The sequence below is a fragment of the Pleionea sediminis genome, from assembly GCF_007570825.1.
GTDB lineage: Bacteria > Pseudomonadota > Gammaproteobacteria > Enterobacterales > Kangiellaceae > Pleionea > Pleionea sediminis.
In genome coordinates, this window is the sequence record NZ_SUNB01000017.1 from 1 (window position 1) to 6,459 (window position 6,459).

Annotated in this window: 10 protein-coding genes; 3 read left to right on the forward strand and 7 right to left on the reverse strand. The window is 36.9% G+C overall.

The genetic code is table 11. The features are described 5' to 3' along the window. Together FAX86_RS21880 and FAX86_RS21885 are read left to right on the forward strand one after the other, a co-directional pair. Positions 1 to 464, forward strand: a 464-nt coding sequence (locus FAX86_RS21880) for a VRR-NUC domain-containing protein (protein WP_144395634.1), incomplete at its 5' end; no start/stop codon positions are given. Continuing rightward, positions 448 to 822 carry an antiterminator Q family protein gene (locus FAX86_RS21885; RefSeq protein ID WP_144395635.1) on the forward strand — a complete coding sequence of 125 codons (375 nt, stop codon included), beginning with the start codon at positions 448 to 450 and terminating at the stop codon, positions 820 to 822. The genes FAX86_RS21880 and FAX86_RS21885, both read left to right, overlap by 17 nt. 918 nt (positions 823 to 1,740) lie before the next feature. Here the strand turns inward: FAX86_RS21885 and FAX86_RS21890 are convergent. The 7 genes from FAX86_RS21890 to FAX86_RS21915 all read right to left on the reverse strand — a co-directional run bounded on the left by FAX86_RS21890 (position 1,741) and on the right by FAX86_RS21915 (position 5,199). Further along, positions 1,741 to 2,166, reverse strand: a complete 426-nt coding sequence (locus tag FAX86_RS21890; protein WP_144395636.1) for a hypothetical protein — start codon at positions 2,164 to 2,166, stop codon at positions 1,741 to 1,743. 68 nt (positions 2,167 to 2,234) lie between these two features. Beyond that, positions 2,235 to 2,696 (reverse strand): hypothetical protein, encoded by a 462-nt coding sequence (locus FAX86_RS21895; RefSeq protein ID WP_144395637.1) that lies wholly within the window; start codon positions 2,694 to 2,696, stop codon positions 2,235 to 2,237. 67 nt (positions 2,697 to 2,763) lie between these two features. Next, complete coding sequence (locus FAX86_RS21900) at positions 2,764 to 3,102, reverse strand: hypothetical protein (protein WP_144395638.1); 339 nt, start codon at positions 3,100 to 3,102, stop codon at positions 2,764 to 2,766. A 187-nt stretch (positions 3,103 to 3,289) separates the two neighbouring features. Beyond that, entirely contained in the window at positions 3,290 to 3,979 is a 690-nt protein-coding gene (locus tag FAX86_RS21905; protein WP_144395639.1) for a tetratricopeptide repeat protein, read from the reverse strand. A 222-nt stretch (positions 3,980 to 4,201) separates the two neighbouring features. Then, a complete protein-coding gene (locus FAX86_RS22365; protein WP_164503712.1) occupies positions 4,202 to 4,375 on the reverse strand; it encodes a hypothetical protein in 174 nt (57 codons plus the stop codon). After that, the gene (locus tag FAX86_RS21910) at positions 4,344 to 4,802 is read right to left on the reverse strand and encodes an SMI1/KNR4 family protein (protein ID WP_144395640.1); all 459 of its coding nucleotides are present in this window, start codon (positions 4,800 to 4,802) and stop codon (positions 4,344 to 4,346) included. Before FAX86_RS21910 ends, FAX86_RS22365 begins: the two co-directional genes overlap by 32 nt. A gap of 85 nt (positions 4,803 to 4,887) precedes the next feature. Beyond that, entirely contained in the window at positions 4,888 to 5,199 is a 312-nt protein-coding gene (locus tag FAX86_RS21915) for a hypothetical protein (RefSeq protein ID WP_144395641.1), read from the reverse strand. Between the two features lie 696 nt (positions 5,200 to 5,895). Between FAX86_RS21915 and FAX86_RS21920 the strand changes: the two genes are divergently transcribed. After that, a complete protein-coding gene (locus FAX86_RS21920; RefSeq protein WP_144395642.1) occupies positions 5,896 to 6,243 on the forward strand; it encodes a hypothetical protein in 348 nt (115 codons plus the stop codon). Positions 6,244 to 6,459 lie beyond the last annotated feature (216 nt).

Consider the following 6,459-nt stretch of genomic DNA (forward strand, 5'->3'; position numbering starts at 1 on the left):
GTGTAATCATGCCATTGAAACCCAAGAAGAGAAAACGCAACATAGAAGATACGCATCAACGTGCTGTGATTAATTGGTCGAGACTTATTAAGTTACCAAGCTCAAAACTGTTTGAGCCAAATACGACTCTCTTTGATTATTTGTTTCACGTTCCGAACGGTGGCGGACGCAGTAAAGCAGAGGCGGGTATTCTAAAATCACTCGGTGTTAAAGCAGGCGTATCCGATTTAGTGCTTGCTATTCCAACAACGGAATACAGTGGTTTGTATTTAGAAATGAAACCGCCAAAACTGTATCCCTCACGTGTTAGTGAAACTCAAAAGCAGTGGAAAGAGCGAATGAACCGAGTTGGATATTTTTGTGATATTGCTTATGGCTCAATTCAAGCTCAAAAAATCATTGCTGATTATCTTAGAGAGCATGTGTGGATTAGAGGAGGCGATAATCGTGTCGGCTCACATTAAAGACGACTTAATTCGCTGGGGTATTTGGCATCGCCAGGGCAATGTCGCTCGTCATCTTTGGTATCCGTCCAAGTCCGTCGGTGCCGACATGATCAAAGTGCGTTCTGGTTACGACAAAGAATCACGAACATTCATACAAGCGCTTTCGGATGATGAAGTACGAAAACTAGACCGAATTGTTTTAACGCTGAAGAAAGTCGATAAAACTCGATGTTTAGCGCTCACTCGAAAATACATCGATCGAGAAACGGTGCGAGACATTGCGAGAGAGTTGAAGCTTTCTAGAACAAAAGCTCACTCAGTTATTCAAAGTGCGGAAGCGTGGGTTGAGGGTGCCTTGATTATGCGTTCACATTAAGCAATGAACGTTAAAAACGTATTTTTGAGAAGCGCATATTTGAAATTGCAAATATTAAAAAAGCTAACTTTTTGCTTCCTCACAGAGAGTCTTTTTTGTTAAATAATAGGTGAGCAGTAATGTCATTGTTAAGCAAGAAATGAAAAATATTAAAAGTAAAAAAATTACCGAAAAAAAGCCACCTGTAAGAACATATGTGTAATTTATCACTAGAGTTATGATTGCAGCGATCGCGTTAGCAAGGCAAGAAGATATGCAACATCTTCGATAATTTACCTTAGAGTTGAATAACTTGAAAAGTACGTAACTGATAATCGAAAACATCAAAATAGAAGAAACTATAGATAGAGCTATAGCTAAAGTATTCTTATTTAAAAAGGGTAAACTATAGAAATAGAGCACAAGTGAAGTTGTTATAGAGGCTAATACAATTAGGGTCTTTCTTTTTAAGATTTTATCGAATGCTGGTTTTATCCTTTTGATATCTATTTCATTATGAGCATACTTCGAGTTGAACATCATATTGCTTATCAATAGAGCAACTATGGGGCAAATAAATATTAGTATTGGGAAGAGAAACAATGCTGGTAAAGCAGCTAATGGACTTAGGATTCCAGATAGTATTGAAAATATTAGTAATGAGTTGAATTTTTTATCGAGGTTTACATTTCTCTTGAGAAGCCAAAACTCGATTGTCAAGGCAAATAAAAGAGATTGAGTCCCACCAAATATGTATGCATAAATAATTACTGTTAAGCCAGCATTGAGGTCATCGAATCCCAGCTGGCTTAAAATTATTACAATGATACTGCACAACAAAGGTGGGAGAAAAATTCCTATAAAAAGCCGGTGCGTTCTTGATGTGAGGTAACTATTTAGCTTCAAATTGAAAGTTGTTAGTCTTGACTGAGTGCTCATTTAACTTCCATTCGCTGGTCGAGCTATTATTCCAATAACAGATGGTTCTTTCGTATGTTCAATAATTTGGACGGCTGTTCCCTTTTCATAAACTATTTCTTTGTGTAACTCACCATTTATCCATTTCTTATGGGTGCCAATGGGGGTTTCTTGGTCAAAATACTCTTCGGATTGCTTATGCTTGCAGTCTTTGTCCCACATCTCGAATTTTCCATGTGCTTTTCCATTTAGCACTTCCATTCTAAATACGTATCCACCATCTTCACAGGTTTGTTGATACACTCCGGTAAAAGGCTTTTGTACTCCATTTTTATAGATATACCCCCATAACTCTACCATTTCTTCAGGTGTTAATATGGCCTTTTCAGATGCAGACGCTGAAGAAGAAAATAAAAAAGTCACCAGAAATAAAACTGTATATTTCATCCTATATCCTAATATCTACTTGATCTTTCAATACATAGATTAATATCTAACGTTTGTCGTAATGCGAGCTACAACATTCTCTTTGCTGCTGTAGCCGTTCTAACAGTTGAGCATTGTAGAATTTTATTTGGTTCTTTTAGTTTTTCACATTCCTTCAACTCACTCTCTACAATGGAGAAATTAGGCGTTGGAATATTTAATAAATTATTTAGACACTGAGACTGAAAATAACCGCCAATAGTAATTGGATGGTTTTTAGTGCTTTTAATTTGATTAATTTGTTCAAGCTGTTGAAGTGTAAAGCCTGTCGCGTGCTCTTTAGTTTGAAACACACCTTTGAGCATTTCATAAGGTAAGCCATCTTTAAGCATACTAAACAAGGTCTGGGCTTCAATTCCATATTTAAGACAGTTTTCCGTTTCTTGCACAGTGAATGGCCGAATATTTACTTGTGGACTTCCTTTTTTTTGGTTGTTTTGCGCACAACCAGAAATAACAAAAAGGCCAATAATTAGAATGATTAGTTTCATTGAGTTCTCCAGTTTTACTCACAGCTTGATAAGTAGACTTTATTTCTGCTTAAACGCAATGTAGTTATTAAATTATAAAAGGATTATCAGAAAGCTCACTTTCCTTCTTGAATTTAGCAAATAATACTATATTTAATATCCCTACAATAAGAAGAGCAAGAGCTAAATAGATAATTTCAAAATCAGTGAGACTTGCTATGCCTAACCCTGCTCCAGAAAGAATTAAGCCCAAGTTGGCAACTCGTAGTATTAAAGAATACTCGTTTAAGATTATTTTATACAAAGAAAAAATACAAACGAGACCAAAAAACAAATACGTGTAGCTGCCCGTTCTATAAACAACCATAAATGATAAAGTTGCCAGTGCTATGTTTAATCCTATTACTCCAAAATTAAGATACTTCATATATATTATCCTTAAATTAAAATTTATGCTGCATTAAACTGTTAAGAATCCGACTTTGATGCTTTGTTTTGTCTTTGTAATTCTTCAGACAACACGTCTATCATTGTCGAGTTATTTTTCTATTGCATTTCAAGTATATCTACAAGTTCGCTAGAGAACTTTCTCGACACCAACCGCGTGTTAGAAGTCAATTGTACTTCTTAAGAATTAATTGGGCTTTACTTTCGCCTTGCTCCGCTGCTTTTTTGCACCATAGAGCAGCCTTATCCAAGTCCTTTTCAACACGCTCTCCATCTGAATATAACTCACAAAGCTTGAGTTGCGCACTGGCATAACCTTGTTCTGCGGAAGCAGAATACCAATAAATCGCGTCCTCAATACTATAATCAACCCCTTCAGAATACTCGAATCTTTGTCCAACAATAAACTGCTTAACCTTATTACCGTCCTCAGCACTTTGTATAAACAAATGGGCCGCTATTCTTGAGTTCTTCTTAACCCCTTGGCCTTTATCGTAAAGTACACCTAAGTTATTCAAAGCTTTTTTATGCCCTTGCTCGGCTGCTTTTTGATACCACAATGCAGCCTTTTTGTAATCCCGGGATACACCTTCACCTAAGAAGTACATAAGTCCTAAATTATACTGAGCTTCTGCGTAGCCTTGTTCTGCGGCCTTTTGATACCAGAAAGCAGCTTTTTCGTTATTCTTTTCTATTCCCTTGACAGAATCGTATGCCTCATCAAATTTAGTTCCAAGTTCAAATTGTTCCTCAGGAGTGCTCACTTCCATATTTCCCATAGTCGGCACGCCTTCTTGTGAGCCATTACATGCCATTAGCATAAGTGCCACAGTTAAACATAAAAATATTGACTTCATATGATTTCCTTAATTCCTTCTCACAACAAACTACACTAGGAGTAGTTGGAGAATAGTTAAAATAAAAAAGTAATAGTGATGCCTTTCGAAATAACGTACAAAGGCTACTTATCCTAGATAACTCAATAAAGATCTATTGCGCCAAAGTGACACGTTCCGATAAAAAATTTCCTTTGCCTAAAATTTAATTTATAGAGTTAATAATTAAAGTGCATCGCTCCATCATGCAAAAAAAATCTCTATTGTCCAGACAGAGGTGGAATAAATACCTAACGTTCCAATTACCGGCGAAAACGCGCGCCAGCGTGTTTGAGTCCAGCGCTTACTGCGTAGCGGTGTTTTTGCATCTTTCTCCAATGTATTGTTATATTCCTTTAAGCTTTGATAAAAAATCATTGAAACTTCTCCCTAAAATAGTTCCGACTTCTAAGTCCTTTTCTGAGTATCCTTCTGGAAGAATTAGATTATCATCACCGAAAAAAGCCACACTACCTTTCAACACGCCATCTAGAATGAGACAAAAAGTAGTGTGATAATCCGTCGTAGAACCAAAAACAAACACATTGTCGCTAATTCTTCCATCAGCGATAGATCTTCTAGTCTCTTCTACAGCATTTTCAGGTTCTTTCTCGAAGGAAAGTTGAAACACCATATCGATCGGAAATAAGCCTTCGTACATACATAAGTTTGGAAAATTTCCTGCACCGCACTTGCCCAGAAATGAAACGTATTCAGATGGCAAGCTATAACCAGTTCGAACATGAAAACGCTCTGCTTCTGCTTCGTAATCTCTTGTAGGATGACTTTCTTCAAATACGATCACTAGAAAATAGCCTCAGGTAAAATATAACGCTTAGTTTAGTTGAAGCGAAATGCAATGAAGCGTTCTACTACAACGCCTGGTTATATCATGTATCAGCGAAATCATTATGCCTGCCAATATACGGACTAACCAAAAGTAAAATTCCCCAAACCACCAACATTACCGATAGAGCTATGAAGTTTAGGTCGAATATTGATGCAATAAAGAGCATCCAAACCTGATAGTAAAGAAATGGATGTGTAAAAAAGACTAAAGGAAAGCCTAAGAAGAAAATTGATGCTCTTAGCCGCTTTCTTAAAGTATCACTTTTTATCCAAGCACAACAAACCCATGAAATGATCGAAAGAATAAGTCCACCCCAGAAAAGCCACAAATTATTCTCGAAGATCGAAAGCATACTCATCCTCAGTGATATAACTAGTAATTATATTCATCAAAGCGCATTTAATAAGTATATACAACTTTGAGCAATTCGAATTAGCTTTAATTATCAGCTAGATAGAAGGTTATATCAAATGGAGATTCTGGTTAATATGCACGAAAGCGATCTTAGTATGTTTGCGGAAATTTAATATTCAATAAAATCATAGCGTTAAGAAACTCACCTCAGAAAAAGATCGCTCATTTTTCAAAATAAAGCTACTTGCATAAGTAGTGTCGAGGTTTGTCCTCGATAAATAGGCCGTGTCTATTAATTTATAAATTAATGGACACCCTAAGAATGGTCTTTTAGAGCGTCTAAAATATCGTAAAACTGTCATTAGTAGACACTGCCGTCAACAAGTCGATTTAATGGACATTAAGAGGCAGTTGTAAACGCTAGATTTTCGTTTTACTTGCTGGTCGGTCCGTACTTTTTATGCGTTATTTTAAAGCCTCTGTAAGACATTGAATTTTGTATTCTTTTTTAAGGTTCAAAAATAAGCAAGGGTATTATAACGTGCAGTGGTCCGCTTTTTATCCCTTAAGAGCTTTCTGTGAAATTGTTACAGGCCGGTTGTGACGCTGGTTTCAGCAATTTGTGTTAAAATGAGATAAATTTATTATACGGTTCTTAGGGTCCGTTTAACCCAATGTTATGCAGAAAGTAAACATGAAGATTGATATAGATATCTACAACGAAATTCTTAATGAGCTCCTTGTTTCATCTCAGGTATTCAAAGGCGTTAGCCAGGAAATTAGCTTGGAGCTGAAAGAGGATTTCGAAACAATAGTCGAAGATATTGATATCAGTAAGCATTCTGCAACTTATACCGGCGGGGTAACTAAAACAACTCTAGATTTGCTTGAAGAACTGAAGCAGGCAAATATGGCCAAAGATAAGCAGAAGTGTGCTGAGTCAATTGCTTGTCTTCGCTCATCAATAATGTCGGCAGAATCTGCATTATCAAATGCAGCAGATAGCCTTGAGAAATTGGTTGTGTCAATTAGAGATGCATAACAAGGCCATGCTGATCATGCCGCAAGCGGCATTCGGACAATTTAAGCGTGGCTCGCTTGTGCATGGCTTCGCCATTGTTGCACAATCAATCCCCACTCAAATTGCCCGCAGATGGCGGCGTTAAATGCAAAAGGTAACTCCTAGTGTCATACATGGTTATCCGTAAAGGTGGGGAAAAGGAGGTCAAGTTTCCAACTGAAGACTTTCCTAATCTTT